The sequence below is a fragment of the Amycolatopsis thailandensis genome (assembly GCF_042723255.1).
Lineage (GTDB): Bacteria > Actinomycetota > Actinomycetes > Mycobacteriales > Pseudonocardiaceae > Amycolatopsis > Amycolatopsis thailandensis.
In genome coordinates this window covers 73,795-97,196 of record NZ_JBHXJK010000011.1, presented here as the reverse complement: position 1 = coordinate 97,196, position 23,402 = coordinate 73,795, and the positions used below count along the sequence as shown (strand labels likewise).

The following is a 23,402-nucleotide window of genomic DNA, read 5'->3' as shown; positions in this document are numbered from 1 at the left end:
CCCAAACCCCGAGACCCAAACCCCTCCCCCCACCCACCCCCGGTCCCACCTGGCGTACCCCCAACTCCACGTGGCCAAAGCGCGGGCGGCATCGGCCGGATCCGCGATCACGACCCAAGACGGGACTCGCGTGATCAGACGGCGAACATGCGTGCTTGGAGGCGGAACTCACGTGATCAGAGGCGGAACTCGCGTGTTTGGAGACGGAACTCGGGTGTGCGTCGTCCAAGCACGCGAGATCCGCCTCCAAGCACGCGAGATCGCTGTCCAATCACGCGAGTTCCGCCTTTGATCACGCGTGATCGCCGCTCACCACTCGACCATCAGGCTCGTCAGCCCGTACGCCGGCGTCGTCAGCCGGTACGCGGTCTCCCCCTCGGGGTCCGCCAGTCTCAGCTTCGGAAAGCGTTGCCACAGCGCGGAATACACGACCCGCAGTTCGAGGCGTGCGAGCGCCGCGCCCAGGCAGTGATGGACTCCGTGCCCGAACGCGACGTGCGGGACCGGATCCCGCGTGACGTCGAGACGGTCCGGGTCCGGCAGCAGGGCGGGGTCACGGTTGGCCATGGGGAGCGAGCAGGTGACCGTCTCGCCCTCCTTGATCGTCTGGCCCGCGATGGTCACGTCCTGCATGGCTGTCCGCGGTGTCGGGGCGTAAGGGACGGTCAGGTACCGGATCATCTCGTCGACAGCCCGGTCCGCCGCCTGATCCTCGCCCTGGAAAGCGGCGATCTGCTCGGGATGTCGCAGCAGTGCCAGCACACCGAGCCCGATCATGCCGGAGATGTTGTCGTCCCCGGCCAGCATCACCTGCACGCAGAAACCGCGAAGTTCCTCGTCCGTCGCCGCGTCGCCGTGTTCGGCGACGACGGCGCCGATCAGCCCCTCGCCCGGTTCTTCGCGCTGCCTGGCGATCATGGTCAGCAGGTAGCGGGAGAACGCCTCGCCGGCGGCCGCCCGTTTCCGTTGACTCAGCGAAGGATCGAGGTGCCGGTGGCACAGCTGGATGAACGTGGCGCGGTCGTCCCGGGGCACCCCGATCAGCTCGCACAGCACGGCCCCGGGCACCTCGTCGGCGACGACCTCGATCAGATCCGCGGGTGAACCCTCGTCCTCCAGCGCGTCGAGACGCTCCTCGACGATCTGCTCGATGTACGGCCGCAGCCGCCGGATCCGGCGCAAAGTGAAGCCCGGCAACAGCTTCTGCCGCATCCGGGGGTGCTCGGGCAGGTCGTAGTCCATCAGGTTGCCGACCAGTTCCCGCGGCCGGAAGATGCCCTTCCCGCCGACCTCGTCCTGATCGTGCCAGCGCCGCCGGTTGCTGAACCGCTGGTGGTCGCCGAGGACCTGCCGGACGACCGAGTGGTTCGCGGCCAGCCAGCTGGTCTCGGCGCCCGCTCCCTCGCCGATGGTGATCTTCGTCAGAGGACCGGCGGAACGCAGGTCCTCCGCGGGGCCGAAACCGTCCCGCCGGATGTGCAGCGGCCGCGAGTCGTCACCACTCAACGGGAAGCTCCTCTACGGCGAAGGGAGCGGGCCTGCCCGGCTTGAACCGCAGCTCCTCCTCGGGGACGGCCAGCCGCAGCGTCGGGAAGCGGCGGACCAGCGCGGGCAGCGCCACCCGCAGCTGGAGCCTGGTCAGCGGCGCCCCGATGCAGTGGTGGATGCCGTGCCCGAACGCGATGTGCTCGGTGTTCTCCCTGGTGATGTCGAATCCTTCGCCCCGGGCGCGGTTCACCGCCAGCAGCGAACAGGTCAGGACGTCACCGGCGCGAATGGTGCGCCCGCCGATCGACACGTCGACAAGTGCGGTCCTGGGCGAGGGAGTCTCCACGATGGACGCGTACCGGAGCACTTCCTCGGCCGCGGAGTTCGCGAGCTCCGGACGCTCACGCAGCAGCGCCATCTGGGCGGGGTGGGTCACCAGGAGCAGCGCCGCGATCGCCAGCTGGGAGGCCAGCTGCTCGACCGCCCCGATCATGATCCCCTCGGCGAGGCCCGCGAGTTCGTCGTCGGTGACGTCGTCCCCGTGATCGCGCACGATGCCGCCGATCATCCCGTCGCCGGGTTCGACGCGGTTGCGGGCGGTCAGTTTCCGGGCGTAGTTGACGATGCCCAGTCCCGACAGGTTGCGCTGCCGGGGGATCCGGCTCTCCCGGCTTTCCCGGAACATCCGCGACAACTCGTACTGGTCGTCACGCGGGACGCCGAGGAGGTCGCAGGCGATCAGCGCGGGGATGGGCCAGGCGGCGTTGCGGACGAAGTCGACCGGCGACCCCATGTCCTCCAGATCGTCCAGGCATTCCTCGACGATCTCCTCGGCGACCGGCCGCAGGACCTCGATCCGCCGGACGGTGTTCGCCCTCGTCACGGTCCCCCGCAACCGGGTGTGGTCCGGCGGGTCGTAGGACTGGAGGATCCCCGGCAGCCAGGCCCGTTCCGACTCGTCGTCGACCGGGCGCATCGAACTGAACCGGGTGACGTCGGAAAGGATCTCCCGGATTTCGTCGTAGCCGGTGACCAGCCATTGCTTGCGGCCGTCCAGTCCCGGCTCGGTGTCGTATTCGTGCAGCGGCCCGTTCTTCTGCAGATCGCTGAGCTCCGGCACCGGATCGAGACCGAACCGCTGATGTGGCAGCGGAACTACCATGATTCTCCTCAAAGCTTTCGCGGTGTCACCAGTCGAGCGGCAGGGCTTTCACGTCGAACGGCGGCGGCCCCAGTTTGATCTCGCGGTCCGGCTCGGCCAGCCGGAGTTTCGGGAAGCGGGTCGCCAGCGCCGGGATCGCCACCCGGAAGATCAGATCGGCCAGCGGCCTGCCGAGGCAGTGATGGATGCCGTGCCCCCACGCGACATGCGGCGTCTTCGGCCGGCTGATGTCGAACCGATCCTCCGGTGCGGGGAAGTCCCGGCGGTTCACACCGATCAAGGAGCAGGTGACGGTGTCCCCTGCCTTGACGAGGAAATCGCCGATGCGAACGTCTTCGGTCGCGATGCGCGGGGTGAGTTTCTCGGAGGTGCTGAGATACCGGACCATCTCTTCGAGCCAGTCCGGGATGACGTCCGGCTTCTCCCGGAGCAGATCGAACTGCTCGGGCGCCTCGACCATCAGCCACGCGCCCGCCGCGAGGAACCGGGCCACCTGATCCCCGCCCGCGCCCATGACGAACGCGGCCAGCCCGGTCAGTTCCGAGTCGGTGATCTCGTCCCCGTGCTCGCGCACGACGACGCCGAGCATGTCGTCGCCGGGGTCGCGACGCGTGCGAGCCGTGTTCTGGCTCATGTACGTCATGTACCGGTTCCCGGCCGCCACGCGCCTGCTGCCCGACCGCTCGGCCCGGCTGGCGTGCAGGCTGCGGGACAACTCCGTCTGGTCGTCCCGGGGGATGCCGAGGAAGTCGCAGGTCGCCGTGGTCGCGATGGCCCACCCGAAATGCGGGACGAAGTCCAGCGGGCCGCCGATGGAGTCGATGGCGTCCAGGGTGTCCTCGACGACCTGCTCGACCTGAGACCGGAACCGTTCCATCCGCCGGACGGAGAACGCGGGCGACAGCACCCGGCGCAGTCGCGTGTGCTCCGGCGGGTCGTACTGGGTGATGAAGCCGGGGAAGGTGATGCCGGACGCCGTCCCGCCGTAGAGGAGCCGGGAACTGAACTTGTCCGAGCCGAGCACGTGGCGGACCTCGTCGAAACCGGTGGCCAGCCAGGCCGTCCGGCCCTCGCCGTCCTCCTCGGTGCCCAGTTCGGTCATCGGGCCCTTGGCCATGAAGTCCAGCAGCAGCGGAACCGGGTCGAACCGGTCCCGCCAGTGCATCTCCGTCGGCAGGACGACGTTGAGCTCCTCGAACGCTTCCACTGCACAGGTCCTTTCCCGGGGTCAGTCGGACGAGCGCGGGGCTCGTCCAACTGACCGCATCGAACGGCTGGACAGCGCCGCTCAGCTACCGACTTCCTGGATGAGGCTCTTCGGGCGGAGGTCCGTCCAGTTCTCCTCGACGTAGGCGAGGCATTCCTGCCGGGGCGCCTCGCCGTGCACGCGGGTCCAGCCGGCGGGCACCTCGGCGAAGGTCGGCCACAGCGAGTGCTGGCCCTCGTCGTTGACGAGCACGAAGAAGGAGCCGTCTTCGTTGTCGAAGGGATTGCTCATCGTTGCGTCCTTTCGCGCTCCGGCCGGGGCCGGAGCTTCTCGGCGACGACGGCCCCGATCTGGGCCAGCGCCGCGGGTTGCAGCATTTCCATGTGACCGGTCGCGATCTCGTGCGGTTCGACGGTCCCGCTGGTGAGGGGCTTCCAGCTGGCGATCGCGACCTCGGTGGGCAGATGCGAGGGCCGGTTCTCCGTCGCGACGAACAGCAGGATGTCGCTGGTGAAGCTCCGGGCGGTGTGCTCCGGCCCGATCCGGCGGAGGTGCCCCATGACCTCCTCCAGGTTCGTCCGGGCACCGGCGTCGCGGGCGACTCCGGCGGCGAGCGCCAGTTGCTGGTCCTGTTGCTTGTCGAAGGCGTCGGCCTCCTCGTCGGCTTCGGTGCCGCGCTGCGCGCGCGGCAGCCTTCCGACGTCGGTGGGGTAGGCGTCGAGGAGGGCGACCAGGCCGACCTCTTCCCCTTGCGCTTCAAGCAAAGTGGCCATCGCCTGCGAGATCCGGCCGCCGAGCGACCAGCCGAGCAGGTGGTACGGCCCGGACGGCTGCACGGTGCGGATCTGCTCGACGTAATCGGCCGCCATCTCCTCCACAGTGGACGGCAGCGGTTCGGTACGGGCCAGGCCGCGCGCCTGGAGGCCGTACACCGGCTGGTTCTGCGGAAGGCTCCGCAGCAGCGGCGCGTAGTTCCAGCTCAGCCCGCCACTCGCGTGGACGCAGAACAGCGGCGGCCGGTTTCCGCCTTCCCGCAACGGAAGCAGCACTTCGAAGTCACCCGTGCCGGTCGCCGCCGCGGCACCCGGCAGCCGCCGCTCGCCCACCACGGCCAGTGCGTCGGAGGCGTTCCAGCGGGCGAGCAGATCCGTGCGCACCATCCGCCTCCCCTCTGTACCGAACGGGCAGACGACAGTCTTCTCGGCAGGACTCGCGTCCACCACTGCCCCGGTGAGGTACAGGTCGCCGACGGCGCCCGCGACGACGGGCCGCAGCTCGTCGTCGAGCACGAGCGCGCCGAGCGGGCCGCCCTCGGCCAGTTCGGCGGCCACCGTGGGCACGGCGCCGGCCCACTTCGCCGGTGCCTCGGCCGGACGGTCCCGTTCGGTGTCGTCGAGAGCGAGGTCGACTTCGCTGATGCGCAGCCGCGGGTCTTCCGCGACCTGTTCGAGGACGCGGACCAGCCGCCGTGCCAGCGATTCGGCCGTGGCCTCGTCGAAGAGATCGGTGGCGTAGTGCAGGGTGCCGTCGATGCCGTCCTGTTCGTCCTCCTCGTCGAGGCGCTCGGTGAGCTTGAACGACAGGTCGAGTTCGAACGCGTCCGGCCCGACCGGCTCGGCTTCGGTGCGCAGCGCGGGCAGTTCCGTCGCGTCCCACGCGCCGAGGTCCTCCTCGCCCACCTCCAGTGCCACCTGGAACACGGGATGGCGGGCGAGCGAACCCGGCAGGTCCAGCAGCTCGACGATCTTTTCGAACGGCAGGTCCAGGTACAGGCGCGCGGTCCGGGCCGCCTCCTGCGCCCGGGTGACGACCTCCAGGAAGGAGGGGTCGCCCGAGAGGTTCGTCCGCAGGGCGAGCGGCCGGGCGAACGGCCCGACCATCGGCTCGAGGTCGATGAGGTCGTCGTCCTTCGGCAGCGACGTGCCGATCACGACGTCGTCGCTCGCGCCGGATTTGACCAGCAGGACCGCGAGCGCGGCCTGCACCACCTGGAGGACGTGCGCGCCGACCGGCGCGACCGCCTTGGTCAGCCGGGCGTGCGGCCCGGCCTCCAGCCGCACCGCGACCGTGCCGGCCCGCCGCGACGGGACGACCGGCCGGGGACGGTCGAGCGGGAGCACCGTCTCGCCGTCGATCCCGGCCAGATTGGCCTTCCAGAAGGTGATCTGCTCGTTGATGAGGCTGTCCTGTCCGCGCTCGTCGTCGAGCAGCCGCCGCTCCCAGATCGCGTAGTCCGCGAACTGCAGCGCCAGCGGCGCGCGCTCCGGGACCCGGCCCGAACGCCGCGCGCCGTACGCGGCGGCCAGGTCGCGGAAGAGCACGTCGAGCGACTCGTCGTCGGCCAGGATCCGGTGCACCTTGAGGTGCAGCACGTGCGCGTTCTCCGCGAGCTCGAAAAGGTCGCAGCGCCACGGCACTTCTTCGGTCAGGTCGAAGTGCCGCTCGCGAAGCTCCGCGAGAAGCCCGGGAAGCTCCTCCTCGGTCGCCGGGACCGGGGTCAGCTCGACCGCCAAGGCGTCGTGGATGTGCTGGCGAACGCTCTGCGCGTCGCCGGGGAAGGTGGTCCGGAGGATCTCGTGCCGGGCCGCGACGTCGCCGAAAGCCTCCGCCAGCGCGGGCACGTTCAGCCTGCCTCGCAAGCGAAGCGCGACCGAGATGTGCAGTCCGGCGGCCTCGTCTCCCGGGCTGGCCAGCAGCCAGGCGCGGAGCTGACGCGCGGTCAGCGGCACGCGGTCCGGCCGCTCGACGGCTTCCAGCGGGGGACGCGACTTCGCGGCGAGCGCGCGGGCGACACCCGCGGGCGTCGGCGAGGAGAACAGCTGCCGGATGGGCAGATCCGCGCCGAGTTCCTCGCGGATGCGCGCGATGAGCCGCATGGCCAGCGCCGAACTGCCGCCCAGGTCGTGGAAAGCGTCGTCGACACTCACCTGCGGGACACCGAGGATCTCGGAGAACAGCGCGCACAGGACCTTCTCGGTCTCGTTCTCCGGCGCCTTCTCCGCCGCCTGCCCCGCGAGATCCGGGGCGGGCAGGGCCCGGCGGTCCACCTTGCCGTTGGGCGTGACGGGCAGCCCGGGCAGGGCGATGACCGCGAGCGGGACCATGTACGCGGGCAGGACGAGCCCCATCTGCCGCCGGATCTCCTCCGGCCCCGCGTCCTTGCCGTCGGAGACGAAGTAGCCCACCAGGCGCTTTTCGCCCGGCTGGTCTTCCCGCGCCATGACGACCGCTTCGACCACGCCCGGCTGGACAGCCAGCACGGCCTCCACCTCGCCCAGCTCGACCCGGTAGCCGCGGATCTTCACCTGCTCGTCGCCGCGGCCGAGGAACACGACCTCGCCGTCGCGGGTCCAGCGCGCCCGGTCCCCGGTGCGGTACATGCGCTCACCGGGGAGGAACGGGCAAGCCACGAACCGGTCGGACGTCAGGCCCGGGCTGTCGAGGTATCCGCGTGCCAGGCCGGTGCCCGCGATGTACAGCTCACCGGCCACTCCCGGCGCGACCGGGCGCAGGAAGGCGTCGAGGAGGTAGATCTTCCGGTTGGTCATCGGGTGGCCGATCGGCAGCTCCCGGTCGATCACGTCGCCGGGTTCGATCGGCAGCCACGTCGCGCACAGCGTGGTCTCGGTCGGCCCGTAGGTGTTCCGCACCCGCAGACCGGGCTGAGCGCGCCGCAGGTTCTCGACGGACTGCGCGGGGACGACGTCGCCGCCGGTGCCGATCTCGGTCAGGCCCGCGAAGCATTCCGGCGAGGTCTCCGCCAGGGCGCGGAAACTGCCGGCGGTGAGGTGGACGGCGGTCGCGCCGCGTGCCACCGCCTGGCGCACCCCGGCCGCGTCCAGTACGCCCGGTTCGGTGAGCAGGACCCGGCCGCCGGTGACGAGCGGGACCCACATCGCGTAGAGCGAAGGGTCGAAGACGTGCGTCGCGTGCATCAGCACGCCGTCGTCGGGACCGAGCTGCCAGCCCGCGTCGCCCGCCAGACCGGCGACGGCGCCGTGCGGGATCGCCACGCCCTTGGGCAGACCGGTGGATCCCGAGGTGTACATGACGTACGCGAGATCGTCCGCGCTCGGCCGGAATCCCGGTGCCGTGGCGGGAAGAGCGTCGACGGCCGTCCGCGTTTCCGGGGCGTCGAGGACGATCGCGTCGTCCGGAACGACTCCGGCGGTGGCCTGGGTGCACAGCACGGTCGAGACGCCGGAGTCGCCGAGGATGAACGCGATCCGCTCGGCCGGGTACTCCACGTCGACCGGGACGTACGCGGCGCCCGCCTTCCAGATCGCCAGGAACGCGATCAGCAGTTCCGGCGACCGTTCCATGGCCACCCCGACCCGGTCGCCGCGGCCGACACCACGCTCGGCGAGATACCGGGCCAGCCGGTTCGACGCCTGGTCGACCTCGGCGTAGGTCAGGTTCGCGCCCGCCGCGTCGGTGATCGCCACCGCGTCCGCCGCCGTGGCCACCCGCCGCGCGAACAGTTCGACCACGGACTCCCCCGGCACCGGGCCGTCGGTCGCGTTGAAGGTGTCCACCACCAGGGCGCGCTCGGCGTCGCTGGCCAGCGCCAGGCGGCCGACGAGGACCTCGGGTTCGGCGACGAGCCGCTCCAACACCCGCGACAGCGCGCCGACGACCGATTCGGCGGCCGTCTCGTCGAAGAGACCCTGGTCGTAGTCGAGGATCAGCGGCATCCGCTCGCCGGGACCGGTGATCAGCGTGAACGGGTAGTGCGACGAGTTCCGGCCGCGCTTCACCGGGATCAGGCTCAGGCCGCCGTCCGCCGACCGCCCGAGTCCCTTGCGGGGGAAGTTCTCGTAGATGACGAGCGTGTCGAAGACCGCGCCCGCCCCGACGACGGCCTGCACGTCCTGCAGGCCGAGGTGCTGGTGGGTCATGAGTGCCGCCTGGTCGCGCTGCAGGTCGCCGAACAGCTCGACGGCCGGTCGCGCGCCGTCGAGGCGGACCCGCACCGGCAGGGTGTTGAGCAGCTGGCCGACCATCGACTCCACGCCGGCCAGATCGGCGGGCCGCCCCGAGGCTGTCGCGCCGAACACGACGTCGTCACGACCGGAGAGCTGCGAGAGCACGACGGCCCAGGCACCCTGCACGACGGTGTTCAACGTGAGGTCGTGGCCGCGCGCCAGCCGCGCGAGACCGTCCGTGAGTTCCTCGGACAGCTCGACCACCGTCGTGTGGATGTCCGGCACGCGACCCGGATCGGCCGGGGCGACCGTGGTGGGCATGTCCAGTCCGGAGAGCTCTTTCCGCCAGGCCGCCCGGGCGATTTCCTTGTCCTGCTTGCCGAGCCAGGCGAGATAGTCCCGATAGGACACGGTGGCGGGCAGGCCGGAAGCGTCGCCGCCCGCGGCGTAGATCGCCGCGAGTTCGCGGTGCAGGATCGGCATCGACCAGCCGTCGACCAGGACGTGATGCAGCGTGTGCACGAGCCGGTGACGCTCCGGGCCGAGCCGGATCAGGTGCAGCTTCATCAGCGGCGCCGCGTCGATGCTCAGCCTTTCGGCCAGCTCGTCCGCGGCCAGCCTGTCCACCTCGCCGTCGAGGATGTCCTCGGGCAGTCCGGTGAGATCCGTTTCGCGCCAAGGGATCTCGGCGTCCCGCTTGATCACCTGGACCATCTGAGCGCCGCTGACGTAACGGAAACAGGCCCGCAGCGCGGCGTGGCGGTCGACAAGGGCCTGCCACGACGCCTTCAGCAGCCCGGCGTCCAGGGGTCCGTCGATGCCGTAGACGGTCTGCACGGTGTAGGTGTCGGGCCCGTCGTCGTCCAAGACGGTGTGGTAGAGCATTCCTTCCTGTAGCGGCGAAAGAGGCCAGACGTCCTCCACGCTCGAACGCGGCTTCGCGCGGGTGTCGTCAACGGTCACGATCTGCTCCTTAAAGCGTTAGTCGCCGGACAGTCCAGCCTCGAGTTGTTCCAACTGATCAAGGGAAAGAGCGACGAGCGTGCCCCCGTCCGGTTCCGGCTCCGGGGCGGTCTCGTCTTCGACAGGCAGCGGTTTGACCAGCGCCGCCAGCCGTTCCGGCGTCTTCTCGGCGAACACCTGGCCCGGGGTCAGCGCCAGCCCTTCCCGCCGGGCCATCGCGGACACCTGCATCGAGGTGATCGAGTCCCCGCCGAGTTCGAAGAAGCTGTCGTCGGCCCCCACCCGGTCCAGGCCGAGCACCTCCGCGAACAGCCCGCACACCAGGGCCTCCATCGGTGTGCTCGGCTCCCGTTTCGAAGCCATCGCGGCGAAATCGGGGGCTTGCAACGCCTTGTGGTCGAGCTTGCCGTTCGGGGTGAGCGGCATCTTCTCCAGCGTCACGAACGCGGCGGGCATCATGTACTCCGGCAGCCGTTCGGCCGCCAGTGCCCGCAACGCGGCCGTCAGACCGTCCACATCGGACCCGGCAGGGACGACGTAGGCCACCAGACGTTTCTCGCCCGGCCCGTCGGTGCGGACGGACACCGCGACCTGACCGGCCCCCGGATGTTCCGAGAGCACGGCCTCGATCTCGGCGGGCTCGACCCGGTAGCCGCGCACCTTGACCTGCGCGTCGACCCGGCCGACGAACTTCAGCCGGCCGTCGGGGTCCCAGCGGAACAGGTCGCCGGAGCGGTACATGCGCTCGCCGGGCGCGAACGGACTGGCGACGAACCGTTCCGCCGTCAGGCCCGGACGCCCGAGGTAGCCGCGGGCGAGCCCGACGCCGGTGATGTAGAGCTCCCCCGTCACCCCGGGCGGCACCGGCTGCAGGAAAGCGTCGAGCAGGTAGTGCCGCACGTTGTGGATCGGGCCGCCGAGCGGGACGACGTCGTGCCCCGGGGACAGCGGGGCGCTCATCGTCGAGCAGATGGTCGTCTCCGTCGGCCCGTAGGCCTGGATCACCCGACGCCCCGGCGACCAGCGGTCCACCAGCGCGGCCGTCAGCGCCTCGCCGCCGGTCAGCACGGTCCGCAGGGTGTCGGGCAGGTCGTCCTCGCTCGCCAGCACACTCGGCGACACGGTCAGGTGCGTGATGCCCGCCCGGCGGATCGCGTCGCCCAGTGTCACCTTGGGCGGCATGTTCGCGGCGTCGGGCAGCACCAGGGTCGCCCCTGCCAGCAGGGCCATGTACAGCTCGGAAACCATGGCGTCGAAACCGATCGCGGACAACTGCAGGATCCGCGAGGACGCCGTCACGGCCATCCGCTCGATATGCGCGTACCCCAGGTTGACGAGGCCGGAGTGGGTGACCTGGACGCCCTTCGGCACCCCCGTCGACCCCGACGTGTAGATCACGTACGCCGCGTCTTCCGGTGCCACCGACGGCAGCACCACGTTCGGATCGGCGTCGGGCAGCTCGTCGAGCAGCAGCACCGTTCCCGCGAAGGCGGCGGGCACGAACGCCCGCGTCGTCTTCGTGCACACCAGCACCTCGGGTGCCGAGTTCGCGAGCATGAACTCGACGCGGTCACGCGGATAGTCCGGATCGACCGGGACGAACGCCCCACCGGCGAACGTGACCCCCAGCAGGGTCACCGCCAGCTCGGCCGAACGCTCGACCAGCACGCCCACCCGGACCTCGCGCCGCACTCCCGCGCCGACGAGCAGCCGGGCCAGCGCCTCGACCTCGTCCACCAGCCCGCTGTAGGTCAGGCTCCGCGCCGAGTCCTCGACCGCCACCGCGTCCGGCGTCCGGTCCGCCTGGGTGCGGACCAGCGACGGCAGCGTGTCCGTCACGAGCGGCGCGTCGGTCCGGTTCCATTCGTCCACGACCAGACGACGGTGCTCCGGCCCGATCAGGCCGACCCGCCCGACCGGGACCAGCGGATCGGCGACCACCTGCTCCAGCGCCCGGACGATCGACGCGAGGAACTCCTCGGCGCGTGTCCGATCGAACACGTCCGGCCGGTAGATGACCTCGCCGTGGACGCCACCGCCTTCGGACGCGCGCAGGGACAGCGGATAGTGCCCGTTGTCGTCCGGGATCCCCGCCGGGCGCATGGCGAGGACGCCGGGATCGTCCGACGGCTCCGGCGGCGGCGGGTAGTTTTCGAAGACGACGATCGTGTCGAACGCCGCGCCGGGACCCGCGACCTGGGTGAGCTCGGTCAGCCCGAGATGCTGATGCGGCATCAGCGCGACCTGGCGTTCTTGCAGGTCCGCCAGCATGTCGGCGAACTTCTCGGCGCCGGTGAGGCGGGCCCGGACCGGCAGCATGTTCATGAACAGGCCGACCGCGGACTCGACGCCGGGAATCTCCAACGGTCGCCCGGCCACCGTGGTGCCGAAGACGACGTCCTCACGCCCGGTCAGCCGCGCCAGCAACAGCGCCCAGACCCCTTGGAACAGCGTGTTCATCGTGACCCCGTGCCGCCGGGTGAACTCGGTCAGCCGCCCGCTCAGCTCGTCGTCGAGCGCGAACCGCACGCGGTCGGGCTCGATGGGCGTGGCGATCGACTCCGGCGGTACGACCCGGGTCGCCTCGTCGAGCCCCGCGAGCGCGGTCCGCCACGCCTCCCTCGCGGCCGCGTTGTCCTGGCGGGCGATCCACGCGAGGTACTCGCGGTACGACGTCGGGACCGGCAGGGTCCGGCCGTCACCGCCGGACTCGTACGCCGCCATGACCTCGACCAGGAAGACCGGAAGCGACCAGCCGTCGGCCGAGATGTGGTGCGACGAAAGGATCAGCCGGTGCCGGCGTTCCGCGAAACGCACCAGGTGCAGGCGCAGCTGCGGAGCCTTGGTCAGGTCGAACCGGTCGGCGTGCGCCTCGGCCGCGAGGAGCTCGAACTCCGCCAGCGCCTCGGCCTCGGACAGCTGGGACAGGTCGGTCTCCCGCCACGGCAGCGTCACCCGGCGGGCGACCGCCTGCACACCGGTGCCGGACCCGAGCTGATGGAAGCTCGCCCGCAAAGCGTCGTGCCTGTCGACCAGGGTCTGCCAGGACGAGCGGAAGCGGGCGGCGTCCAGCGGGCCGTCGAGGGTGAGGACCCGCATGCCCGCGTAGACGTCCGGGCCGCGCTCGTCGATGCTGTGGAACAGCAGGCCTTCCTGGAGCGGGGAGAACGGCCAGATGTCGAGCAGCTCCGGTACGGCGGCCTCGATCTCCTCGACTTCGTTCTGTGCCAGCGAAACGAGCGGGAAGTCGGACGGCGTGTGCCCGCCCTGGCCGCCCGAGCCGACGTGCGTGGCGAGGCCGGTCAGCATGTCCAGCCACGTCTTCCCGAGTGACTCCGCCTCGGCCTCGGTGAGGATCCGCCCGGCCCACGTCACGGTGAGCGTGAGCTCGGGTCCGCCGTCGCCGTCCAGCACCGCCGCGTCGATCTCGACGACGTGCCGCAGCGGCAGGTCCTGCCCCGCCGCGCCGCCGATGGTCCCGACCATCTGCCAGGGCTCCGCGTCGCCCTCGGGCCGGGACGAGAAACGGCCGAGGTAGTTGAAGCCGATCTCCGCCTTCGGCAGCACCGACAGGGCCTTCCCCGTCTCCTCGTTGAGGTGACGCAGCATCCCGTAGCCGAGCCCGCCGTCCGGCACGGATCGCACGTTCTCCTTGACTCCCTTGAGAAGCCGTCCGGCCGCGGCGCCTCCCGCGATCGCTTCCGCCGGGTCGATCCCCGCGGTGTCCAACCGGAGCGGATGGACATCGGTGAACCAGCCGATCGTCCGCGACAGGTCGAGGTCTTCGAGGGCCTGGCGGCCGTGACCTTCGACGTCCACCACGACGGCGGTGCCGCCACGCCAACCGGCCACCGCGCCCGCCAGGGTCGCCAGCAGGACTTCGTGGACACCGCAATGGAACGCCGAGGTGGCCTTCTCCACGAGCACGCTCGCGCGTTCCCCCGGCAGGGTCCAGGTCTTGCGGCCCGACGTGGAAATGGTGTCGCGCTTCGGATCCAGCTCGCCCAACCGCGTTTGCGCGCCGTCGAGGATCTCCGTCCAGGTCGCCAGTTCGGCGTCGCGGGCGGCCGCCTGCTCGGTCAAGGTCCGTGCCCAGCGCCGGAACGAGACGTCCACCGGGTCGAGTCCCGGTTCCCGGCCCGCCGCCACGGCTTCGGTGGCCGTCTGCAGGTCCGGCAGCAGGATCCGCCACGACACCACGTCGGCCACCAGGTGATGCGCCACCACGGCCAGCCGTCCGACGCGGCCCGGTCCCGCGTCGACCCACACCGCCCGGACCATCACCCCGCCGACGGGATCCAGGCGTGCGGCCGCCGCACCGGCGTGACGCTCCGCGACCTCGTCGAGGTCACCGGCACCCACTTCGACCCGCTCGACCAGACCGATCACGTCCACGGCCCCACGCTCGGACACCACCAGCCGGGGCTGCTCGCCCTCGGTCTCGACGATCCGGCTCCGCAGCAGGTCGTGCGTGTCGATCACGGCGGCCAGCCCGGCCGTCAGGGCGTCCGCGGACAGGTCGCCGGGAGCGCCGACGGTCACCCACTGCGCGAGCGCGCCACCGTTCAGCGCACCCGAATCGTGTTCGATCAGTTCCCGCACCACCGGCGTCCACGGGACCTCGCCGACACCGTCCTCGGCGACGGCCGGGAGCCGTCCGCCGCGCTCGGCCACGGCCGCGATCCCCGCGGGCGTCTTCTGCTCGAAGACCTGCTTGGCACCGAAGACGAGGTCCTCACGCCGCGCACGGGCGGCCAGCCGCATCGAAAGGATCGAGTCACCGCCGAGTTCGAAGAAGCCGTCGTCGGCGCCGACCTCGTCCAGCCCGAGGATCTCGGCGAACAGTCCGCACAGCAGCCGCTCGGTCCCGGTGCGGGGCTCGCGGCCGGCGCGTTTGGCGGTGAACTCCGGGGCGGGCAGGGCCGCACGGTCGATCTTCCCGTTGAGCGTCAACGGGAAGGCGTCCATCACCAGCACCACCGCGGGCACCATGTACTCCGGCAGCCGCGCCGCGAGGTGCTCGCGGACCGCGCCGGAATCCAGCCCCGGCGCGTCTTCCGCGGTCACGTACGCGATCAGCCGCTTCTCGCCGGGTCGTTCTTCCCGCGCCACCACGATCGCCTGCGCGACCCGGGGGACGCCGGTCAGCGCGGCCTCGATCTCCCCCGGCTCGACGCGGTAGCCGCGGATCTTCACCTGCGAATCGGCCCGGCCGCCGAACACCAGCTCACCCTGATCCGTCCAGCGCGCCAGGTCGCCCGTGCGGTACATCCGTTCCCCCGCGGTGAACGGATTCGCGACGAACCGTTCCGCGGTCAGCGCGTGCGCGCCCGCATAGCCGTGCGCCAGACCGGCCCCCGCGAGGTACAGCTCGCCGGTCACGTTCGGGGCCACCGGCTGGAGGAACGCGTCGAGCACGTAGGCCTGCCTGCCGTCCAGCGGCTTGCCGACCGGCAGGACGTCGCCCGTCACGGCGCCCGGTTCGAGCACGAGCCAGGTGGCGCAGAGGGTGATCTCGGTGGGGCCGTAGAGCTGCCGGAACCGGACGTCCGGGCAGGCCTGGCGCATCCGCACGACGGACGCGAGCGGCACCGCGTCCCCGCCGGTCAGGATCTCGCGCAGACCGAGGAAGGACTCCGGGGATTCCTCCGCCACGGCACGGAAAGCGCCCGCCGTCAGGTGGACGGTGGTCACGCCGCGGGCGATCGCTTCACGCAGCCTGCCCGCGTCGACCGTGCCCGGCTCCGCGACCACCACGCGGGCACCGCTGACCAGCGGCACCCAGAGCTCGACCAGCGACGCGTCGAAAGCGTGCGACGCGTGCAGCAGCACGTGATCGTCCGGGCCTTGTGACCAGCCCGGGTCACTCGCCAGCGCCGCCACACTCGCGTGCGGGACAGCGACGCCCTTGGGCACCCCTGTCGACCCCGATGTGTACATCAGGTAGGCCACGTCGTGCGCCGACACCGTGACCTCGGGCGCTTTCGCATCCCCGATCCCGGGTGCGCCGACGACCACCGGCTCGATCCCGTCCGGCACTCCGTCGCGGGTCGCTTCGGCGCAGAGCGCCACCGACGCGCCGGCGTCGGTGAGCATCCGCTCGATCCGGTCCGCGGGATGGTCCACGTTCACCGGCACCTGCGCGGCTCCCGCCTTCCAGACCGCGAGCAGGGCGACCACCAGGTCCACGCCGCGTTCCAGCACGACACCGACGCGGTCACCGCGCCGCACGCCGATCCCGGCCAGGTACCCGGCGAGCCGATCCGATTCCCGGTCGAGTCCGGTGTAGGACAGGGTCCGCCCGCCCTCCTCGACCGCGACCGTGTCCGGGGAAAGGCTTGCCTGGCGGCGGAAGAGCTCCAGCACGGACGACTTGTCCGCCGGTTCGCCGGTCGCGTTCCAGCGCTCGACCACCGACGCGCGCGCCGGTTCGCTCGTCACGGTCAGGCGGCCGACGGGAAGCGACGGCTCCGCCACCACCTGCTCGATCACCCGGACGACCTGCCTGGCGATCTCGGCGGCGGTCTCCCCGGCGATCCGGTCCGGCCGGTAGGACAGGTGGATCTGAAGGCGTTCGCCGGGCATTACGCTCAGGGACAACGGGAAAGTGGTGCCGGTCCGGGTGCGGATCGAGCTGATCGAGACACCGCCGTCGTCACCGAGACCGGCGGCGTCCAGCGGGAAGTTGACGGTCATCAGGACGGTGTCGAAGACCGCGCCCGTCCCCGCCGCCTTCTGGATCTCCTGAAGCCCCATGTACTGGTGCTCCGTCAGCGCAGACTGACGCCGTTGCAGATCCTGGAGCAGGTCCAGCACCGGCGCACCGCCGTCGAGCCGGACGCGGACCGGGACGGTGTTGATGAACATCCCCACCATCCGCTCGACGTCCGGCACCTCGGCCGGCCGCCCGGACACCACCGTCCCGAACACCACGTCCGTCCGGCGCGCCAGCCGCGCCAGCACCAGCGCCCACGCGCCCTGCACGATCGTGCTCAGCGTCAGGCCGTGTCCGCGGGCGAACTCCGTGAGGGCCCTGGTCGGTTCCTCGGGCAGCCATTCGGAACACTCGTCCGGCAGCACCATCGTCTTGCCCGCGTCGGCGTCCACCAGGGTCGGTTCGTCCGCGCCCGCGAGTTCGGCCCGCCAAGCCGCACGGGTCGCTTCCTCGTCCTGGCGGCTCAGCCACGTCAGATAGTCCCGATAGGACGGTGCCGGCTTGGCCTGCCCGCCCGCGTAGCCGGTCGCCGTCTCGCCGAGGACGAGCGGCGTGGACCAGCCGTCGAGAAGCAGGTGGTGGGCAGTCAGCACGAGGCGGTGCCTGTCCGCGCCGAGCCGGATCAGCAGGAGCCGCAGCAAGGGAGGTTTGGTGACGTCGAAGCGTGCTGCCGAGTCCTCCGTGAGCAGGCGTTCGACCTCCGCGTTCGCGGCCGTCTCACCGAGGTGCGACAGATCCTTTTCACGCCAAGGGATTTCGACCTCGTCGACGACGACCTGCACCGTCTCACCGGCACCGAGGTCGTGGAAGCTCGCCCGCAGCGACGCGTGCCGCTCGACCAGGTCGCTCCACGCCGCGCGCAGCCGTCCCGCGTCGAGGGGTCCGTCCAGGTCGAGGATCCGCTGGGTCTGATAGACGTCGACGCCGCCCTCGTCGAAGGCTCGCTCGAAGAGCATTCCTTCCTGCAACGGCGACAGCGACCAGATGTCCGCCAGCCCCGGCGCGGCGGCTTCCAGCTCCGAAACGTCCCGCTGCGTCAGCTTCACGAGCCCGAAGTCGGACGGGGTGTGCCCGCCAGGACCGTCCGCCAGGGCCGCGAGCCCGGTCAACGTCTCCAGCCACGCCTCGCCGAGCCGCTCCACGGCGGCGGGCTCGAGATCCCGGCCGTCGATCACGAGCCGCAGGTGGGGACCTTCCGGCGTGTCCTGGACGTCCGCGCCGATCTCCAGCGCGTGGGCCTGGACGGCGTTCCGCCCGCCACCCAGCGACCCTCCGGTCGTCTGCCAAGCGGTGGCCTCGGCGACGGCGCCCGCCCGGCCGAGGTAGTTGAACCCGATCTGCGCGGACGGCAGCGCCGCCAGCCTCGCCCCTGTCACGGGGTTGAGGTAACGGAGCAGCCCGAAGCCGAGACCGTCGCCGGGAACGGCGCGGACCTGGTCCTTCACGGCTTTCAGCAGCTCCCCGGACGCCGGGTCGGCACCGGAGACGTCGAGGCGGACCGGATGAACGCCGGTGAACCAGCCGACGGTGCGCAACAGGTCTTCGTCGTCGGCGGCATAGCGGCCGTGGCCTTCCACGTCCACCAGGACAGCGGCGTCGTCACCGCGCCACCGCGCGACGGCCCCCGCGATGCCCGCCAGCAGGATTTCCTGGATCCCGCAATGGAACGCGCCCGGCACCCGGGCCACCAGATCGCGCGCCACGCCGCCGGACACCGTCCCCGACCACGAATGCGCCTGCCCGGTTCCCCGCTCCGGCAACGGTTCCACGCCGTCCAGCACGGCGGCCCAGTACTCGGTCTCGGCGACCGTGCTCGCGCTGAGCGCCTGCTCGGCCAGCCGCCGGGCCCACTGCCGGAACGACGTCGTCGCGGGTTCGAGCGCGGGAGTCTCGCCGGATTTCACGGCGTCGTACGCCGAGCGCAGATCGGGCAGCAGGATCGCCCACGAGACCGCGTCGACGACCAGGTGATGCGCCACCAGCACCAACCGGCCCGGCTCGGCGTCCAGCCATACGGCCCGCACCATGGTTCCCGCCGAGGGATCCAGCGCGGCGGCCTCGCGTTCCGCGATCTCGTCGACGTCCCCGGCCGCCGCGCGGGTCACCAAGGCGGCCGCGGATCCCTTTTCAGGCACGGTCAACCGGCCGACGGACTCCACTCGCGCCCGTAGGAGATCGTGGGTGTCCAGCACGGCGCGCAGCGCGCTCACGAAGGCGTCCTGATCGAAGCCTTGCGGGGTTACGACGACTCGCGCCTGCGCGAAGCCGGGTCGCAGAGCGTCTTCCCCGAGGGCGAGCATCACCGGCGTCCAAGGGACTTCACCGATTCCCGTGTCCACTGTGGACTTCCGTGCTTCCGGGGCCAGCGCCGCGAGCCGCTCGGGAGTCCGGTGCTCGAACACGAGCCGCGGGGTGAGCGGGATTCCTTCGCGGCGGGCACGGGCGGCCACCTGCATCGACGAGATCGAGTCCCCGCCGAGCTCGAAGAAGCTGTCCTCCAGGCCGACCTCGTCCAGGCCGAGGACTTCGGCGAACACGCCGCGCAGGATCCGCTCGGCCTCGGTGGCGGGCTCCCGGCTCGCCGATTTCGAGGCGAAGTCCGGCTCCGGCAGCGCTTGGCGGTCCACCTTCCCGTTGACCGTCAACGGCAGGTCGTCCAGCACCAGCACCGCGGCGGGCACCATGAACTCGGGCAGCGTCTCGGAAAGCTCACCGCGCAGCCGTTCCGGGTCGAGCGTCTTTCCCGCCTCGGCGACCACGTAACCGATCAGATGCCCGTCCCGCGGGATCACCACGGCCTGGCCGACCCCGGGGAGCTCGGCGAGCGCCACCTCGATCTCGCCGGGCTCCACCCGGTAGCCGCGGATCTTGACCTGGTCGTCGGCCCGTCCGGCGAACGCCAGCGCGCCCTGATCCGTCCAGCAGGCGAGGTCCCCGGTCCGGTACATGCGCTCGCCGGGGGCGAAGGGATCGGCGACGAATCGTTCGGCCGTCAGCACCGGACGGCCCAGATAGCCTTGCGCCACACCGGCTCCGGCGAGGTACAGCTCGCCGGCGATCCCCGGGGGCAGCGGCCGCAAGAACGCGTCGAGGACGTAGACCCGCCGCCCGGACAGGGGACGGCCGATCGGCAGCACGGAACCCGCCGGATCACCGGGTTCGAGCACCCACCACGTCGCGCACAGCGTGGCCTCCGTCGGGCCGTAGAGATGCCGCACCCGCACGTCCGGACAGGTTCGCCGGACCCGGTCCACCGCCGACGGCGGTACCGCGTCGCCACCGGTCAGCACCTCGCGCAGCCCGGCGACCGACTCCGGCGCCTCCTCGGCCAGCACCCGGAAGGCACCGGCGGTGAGGTGGGCGGCCGTGACCCCGTCGGCCACGTAGCCTGCCAGCGCCGCGCCGTCCACCACGCCCGATCCGGCGAGCCGCACCCGGGCGCCCGAGACCAGCGGCACCCACAGCTCGAACAGCGAGATGTCGAAAGCGTGCGAAGCGTGCATCAACACGGTGTCTTCGGGGCCCACGCGCCAGCCCGGCTCGCCGACCAGTGCGGCGACGTCGCCGTGCGAGACCGCGACCCCCTTCGGCGTCCCCGTGGAACCCGACGTGTACATCACGTAGGCGACGTCTGCGGCGACGACACCGACAGAGAGGCGTGCCTGCTCCGACACCGCCTGCCGGGTCCGCGGATCGAGGACGATCGGGGCGATCCCGCCGTCCAGCACGGCCTCCCGGTACGCCTCCGCGCACACCACCGCCGCCGGTTCGGCGTCCGCCAGCATGAACTTCACGCGTTCCATCGGGTACGCGGGATCCACCGGCACGTACGCCGCGCCCGCCTTCCACACCGCGAGCAACGTCGCGATCAGGTCGGGGGATCGCTCCATCACCACGGCGACCCGGTCGCCGCGCCGGACCCCGCGGTCGCTCAGGTACCCGGCGAGCCTTTCCGCGTACTCGGCCAACTCCCCGTAGGACAACGCCCGCTCGCCGTCGTCGACCGCGATCCCGCCGGGACGGCGTTCCACCTGGCCGTCGAACAGCTCCGGCGCGAGGCGGTTCGGCGCCGCTTGGGTCGCCGTACCCCAGTCCTTCAGTACCAATCGCCTGTCGGCCGCGCTCGTCAGGTCGAGTTCGGCCACCGTGATCCCGCGCGCCTCGGTGAGCTGGCGCAGCACCCCGGTGAACCGGTCGAGGATGGCCAGTGCGTCGTCCCGGCTGAACCGCTCGGTCACGTAGTCGAGGTTGAGCAGCATCGACTCGCCGGGGACGGCGACCAGCGTCAGTGGGTAGTGGGCGGCTTCCTTGCCTTGCGTGATGGTGATGCGGAAGTTCTCCCCGGAGTCCGCTTCGCCGAGCTCACGCGGGAAGTTCTGGACGACGAGCAGGGTGTCGAAGAGCGCGCCGGGACCGGCCGTCTTCTGGATGTCCGCCAGTCCGATGTAATGGTCGGAGATGAGCGCAGACTGCCGCTTCTGCAGCTCCGCCAACAGGCCGAGGACCGGCTTCGAGCCGTCCAGCCGCACGCGCACCGGGACGGTGTTGAGGAACAGCCCCACCATTGCCTCGACGCCGGGCAGATCCGGCGGGCGCGCCGAGACCACCGCGCCGAACACGACGTCGGTCCGGCCGGACAGCTGTGCCAGTACGAATCCCCAGGCACCCTGCACCACCGTGTTGAGCGTCAACCCGTTGGCGCGGGCCAGTTCCGCCACCGATCGCGTGAGGTCTTCCGGCAGCTCGATCATGATGTTGTCGGGCAGACTGGGCGCGCTTCCCTGTCCGGCGGGCGCGACCAGCGTCGGCTCCTCGGCGCCACGCAGCTCCGCGGACCACGCCGACAGCGTCTTTTCCTTGTCCTGCCTGTCGAGCCACGCGAGATATTCCCGATAGGACCGCGCCTCGGGCAGGTCCAGGGGACCGCCGTCGGCCGCGTACAGCATCGACAGCTCGTCGAACACGATGGGCATCGACCAGCCGTCCATGATCGCGTGATGGCAGGTCACGACGAGGCGGTGGTCGTCTTCGGCGAGGCGGATCAACGTCAGCCGCAGCAACGGCGCGTTCGCGAGGTCGAATTTCGCCGTCCGATCCTCTTCGGCCAGCTCCCGCACGGCTTCCGCGGGGTCGTCGAGGTGGGAAAGGTCGGCCTCGCGCCACGGCAGTTCCACCTCCCGCGCGATGAGCTGCACCGTCTCGCCCGACTTGCGCTGCCGGAAACAGGCCCGCAGCGCGGCATGCCGGGCCAGCAGTGCCTCCCAGGCCGCGCGCAGCCTGGCGGCCTCCACCGCGCCGTCGAGCTCCAGGATCCAGTGGCCGACGTAAACGCCGGGCCCTTCGTCGTCGTAGACCGTGTGGAAGAGCAGCCCTTCCTGGAGCGGCGACAGCGGCCAGAAGTCCTCGATCCGCGACTGAGCCATCAATTTCCCCTCGATCATCTGCGGGATCCGCGAAAAGAATCATCCGCCGGGCGGGCGGGCCCGGACAATCCGTCCAACCGCATTTCGACCCTGTGGTTTTCCGCAGGTCGGCGAGGAACGGGCATGGGTTGGGATACAAGGAAAAGCGCTGTGCCTCGTGTCGCGAAAGCCACTTTCGCGACACCTGAAGTCCCGAAGTGGCTTTCGCGACATCCGAAACCCGCGTGGCAGCGGGAGGCGGTGTTGCGAAAGCCACTTTCACAACGTTGAAGGTTGCGAAAGTGGCTTTCGCAACACTGGGCGCCGGACAGCACTGGGTCGTACGGGTCGTGAGCGGCAAGGATGGTCATGGACAGATGACGTCCGCGATCCGCCGGGCCGGCTGCTCCGTCCTGTTCCCAATGTCGCATTCGAGTCGCTGAGCGTCACAAATGCGACATTGGGAACCCTGCCGCCGAACAGGTGCAGCGTGCAAGATCGCACAACAGCATTGTGTTCCACGGCCCCAACCGGCCAGCGAGTGCTCATCCACGCTTGCCGAGGTGTAAACCGTGGCCGGATACGAATAGCACGGCGTTGTCGTCTTGTGTGGAGAAATTACGTCACTGATCACACTGGCTATGTCGTCGGGAATATGGCGTTGCGTCCAGAAGTCTTCTTCGGGCCGCGCCTTCCTCGTGATGGGTCAGGGTGCGGCCGGCGGAAGGTCCAAGATGCCGGTGGCTTGCGACCAGGCACAACGCCAGGTGCCGTCGGCATTGGTGTAGACGTCGGTGTGCCAGGCGTCGTGCTTCGGGATGTCCGCGCCGTCGACGGTGAGTTCGATGACGCACCGGTAGCGGAGGACGACGACGTCGGTGCCGACGATGGCGTCCATGTCGCCGGTCAGTCCCAGTTCCCGGTAGGCGACCCGCCCAGTGGTGAGGAGCTCAAGGTATTCGGCCTTCGTCCACACGGTGCCGGTCGGGTTGCACAACCGGTACTCCGTGGCGTGCAAGCGGTCGTAGGTGTCGCGATCCACGTCGAGGAGACATTGGATCCGGTCCTTCTCGGCCTTGATCACTTGGTCGGCCACGTCGTCGGTCATGCGTGCTCCTGTCCATTCGTTTGGTTCTGTCCGGCGTGATCAGCGTCGGCTGGTTTCTCGCCGGATGAAGGAGAGGTGCCATCACGCATGCCGGCGGGCAGCCGAGGGAACGGCCCGCGCCGGATGTAGCGCCACTGCGAGAGAAACACGAGGATCGTCAGCGCGAGGCCAGACGAGCCCACGACCAGGTATGCCTTCCAGTCGTCGGACAGGACCACCCCGGCAACAATCGTGAAGACGAGGACAGCGCCACCGGTCAGTACTCCCCGCCAGGTCGTCCGCTTGAGGTCGTGCATCCGCTCGCGCTGCTCGTCGTCCATCCCGCGCTTCCCCACACAGCAACTTTTGCACATCAAGTGGGACGCAGGAAGGGCCCTCGGATCGTCTGTCGAACTCGGCGGGTGAGCGGCTGGAGACGAGGCCCGGTCTTGT

The 23,402-nt window shown here is 70.6% G+C and carries 8 protein-coding genes; all 8 read right to left on the bottom strand.

Going from position 1 to position 23,402, the window contains the following annotated elements:
• Positions 1-309: 309 nt before the first annotated feature.
• The 8 genes from ACFWMR_RS06875 to ACFWMR_RS06840 all read right to left on the bottom strand — a co-directional run bounded on the left by ACFWMR_RS06875 (position 310) and on the right by ACFWMR_RS06840 (position 23,290).
• A complete protein-coding gene (locus ACFWMR_RS06875) occupies positions 310-1,506 on the bottom strand; it encodes a cytochrome P450 (protein ID WP_378377618.1) in 1,197 nt (398 codons plus the stop codon).
• Complete coding sequence (locus ACFWMR_RS06870) at positions 1,496-2,650, bottom strand: cytochrome P450 (RefSeq protein ID WP_093934235.1); 1,155 nt, start codon at positions 2,648-2,650, stop codon at positions 1,496-1,498. Before ACFWMR_RS06870 ends, ACFWMR_RS06875 begins: the two co-directional genes overlap by 11 nt.
• Positions 2,651-2,675: 25 nt before the next feature.
• Positions 2,676-3,815 (bottom strand): cytochrome P450, encoded by a 1,140-nt coding sequence (locus ACFWMR_RS06865; RefSeq protein WP_378377648.1) that lies wholly within the window; start codon positions 3,813-3,815, stop codon positions 2,676-2,678.
• A gap of 123 nt (positions 3,816-3,938) precedes the next feature.
• Positions 3,939-4,148: an MbtH family protein gene (locus ACFWMR_RS06860; RefSeq protein ID WP_093934234.1), complete on the bottom strand. Its 210-nt coding sequence runs from the start codon at positions 4,146-4,148 to the stop codon at positions 3,939-3,941.
• Positions 4,145-9,745: an amino acid adenylation domain-containing protein gene (locus tag ACFWMR_RS06855; protein ID WP_378377615.1), complete on the bottom strand. Its 5,601-nt coding sequence runs from the start codon at positions 9,743-9,745 to the stop codon at positions 4,145-4,147. The genes ACFWMR_RS06860 and ACFWMR_RS06855 overlap by 4 nt, the downstream gene beginning before the upstream one ends.
• An 18-nt stretch (positions 9,746-9,763) precedes the next feature.
• The gene (locus tag ACFWMR_RS06850) at positions 9,764-21,883 is read right to left on the bottom strand and encodes a non-ribosomal peptide synthetase (protein ID WP_378377613.1); all 12,120 of its coding nucleotides are present in this window, start codon (positions 21,881-21,883) and stop codon (positions 9,764-9,766) included.
• Between the two features lie 685 nt (positions 21,884-22,568).
• Complete coding sequence (locus ACFWMR_RS06845) at positions 22,569-22,970, bottom strand: nuclear transport factor 2 family protein (protein WP_378377611.1); 402 nt, start codon at positions 22,968-22,970, stop codon at positions 22,569-22,571.
• The gene (locus ACFWMR_RS06840; protein WP_378377609.1) at positions 22,967-23,290 is read right to left on the bottom strand and encodes a hypothetical protein; all 324 of its coding nucleotides are present in this window, start codon (positions 23,288-23,290) and stop codon (positions 22,967-22,969) included. Before ACFWMR_RS06840 ends, ACFWMR_RS06845 begins: the two co-directional genes overlap by 4 nt.
• Positions 23,291-23,402: the final 112 nt, after the last annotated feature.

Coding starts and splice junctions, on each gene's coding strand:
- ACFWMR_RS06870 (WP_093934235.1), bottom strand. CDS start 2,650: ATGGTAGTTCCGCTGCCACATCAGCGGTTCGGTCTCGATCCGGTGCCG.
- ACFWMR_RS06865 (WP_378377648.1), bottom strand. CDS start 3,815: ATGCACTGGCGGGACCGGTTCGACCCGGTTCCGCTGCTGCTGGACTTC.
- ACFWMR_RS06860 (WP_093934234.1), bottom strand. CDS start 4,148: ATGAGCAATCCCTTCGACAACGAAGACGGCTCCTTCTTCGTGCTCGTC.
- ACFWMR_RS06850 (WP_378377613.1), bottom strand. CDS start 21,883: ATGGCTCAGTCGCGGATCGAGGACTTCTGGCCGCTGTCGCCGCTCCAG.
- ACFWMR_RS06845 (WP_378377611.1), bottom strand. CDS start 22,970: ATGACCGACGACGTGGCCGACCAAGTGATCAAGGCCGAGAAGGACCGG.
- ACFWMR_RS06840 (WP_378377609.1), bottom strand. CDS start 23,290: ATGGACGACGAGCAGCGCGAGCGGATGCACGACCTCAAGCGGACGACC.